The organism is Hydrogenophaga sedimenti (assembly GCF_051857515.1).
Taxonomy (GTDB): domain Bacteria; phylum Pseudomonadota; class Gammaproteobacteria; order Burkholderiales; family Burkholderiaceae_C; genus Hydrogenophaga.
The window spans coordinates 1-1,026 of record NZ_JBPZHA010000037.1 but is presented as its reverse complement, the minus strand read 5'-3'; the positions used below and the strand labels follow the sequence as shown (position 1 = coordinate 1,026).

General features: G+C 63.9%; 1 protein-coding gene. It reads right to left on the bottom strand.

What is annotated here, in order from left to right:
* Positions 1 to 1,025, bottom strand: a 1,025-nt coding sequence (gene tuf, locus ACS5NL_RS22695) for an elongation factor Tu (protein WP_439356261.1), incomplete at its 3' end; no start/stop codon positions are given.
* Position 1,026 lies beyond the last annotated feature (1 nt).

Below are 1,026 nucleotides of genomic sequence, written 5' to 3'. Positions count from 1 at the left end.
CCGGTCACGTCCGTCGTGCGGAAGTAGAACTGCGGGCGGTAGTTGTTGAAGAACGGCGTGTGACGGCCACCTTCGTCCTTGGACAGCACATACACCTCACCGGTGAAGTGCGTGTGCGGCTTGATGGAGCCGGGCTTGCACAGCACCTGGCCGCGCTGCACTTCTTCGCGCTTGGTGCCGCGCAGCAGGATACCGACGTTGTCGCCAGCCTGGCCCTGGTCCAGCAGCTTGCGGAACATTTCCACGCCGGTGCAGGTGGTCTTCTGGGTGGCAGCGATACCGACGATTTCGATTTCTTCGCCGACCTTGACGATGCCGCGCTCGATACGGCCGGTCACCACGGTGCCGCGACCGGAGATGGAGAACACGTCTTCCACGGGCATCAGGAAGGCGCCGTCAACGGCACGTTCCGGGGTGGGGATGTAGCTGTCCAGCGCATCGGCCAGGCGCATGATGGCCTGCTCGCCCAGGTCGCCCTTGTCGCCTTCGAGGGCCAGCTTGGCCGAACCCTTGACGATGGGGGTGTCGTCGCCGGGGAAGTCGTACTTGGAGAGCAGCTCGCGCACTTCCATTTCGACCAGTTCCAGCAGTTCGGCGTCGTCCACCATGTCGCACTTGTTCAGGAACACGATGATGTAAGGCACGCCCACCTGGCGGGCCAGCAGGATGTGTTCGCGGGTCTGGGGCATCGGGCCGTCAGCGGCCGAGCACACCAGGATGGCGCCGTCCATCTGGGCGGCACCGGTGATCATGTTCTTGACGTAGTCGGCGTGGCCGGGGCAGTCCACGTGGGCGTAGTGGCGGTTGGCCGTTTCGTATTCCACGTGCGCGGTGTTGATCGTGATGCCGCGGGCCTTTTCTTCCGGAGCCGCGTCGATCTGGTCGTAGGCCTTGGCGGCGCCACCGAACTTGGCTGCCAGCACGGTGGTGATGGCGGCCGTCAGCGTCGTCTTGCCGTGGTCCACGTGACCAATCGTGCCAACGTTCACGTGCGGCTTGGTCCGCTCAAATTTCTCTTTTGCCATT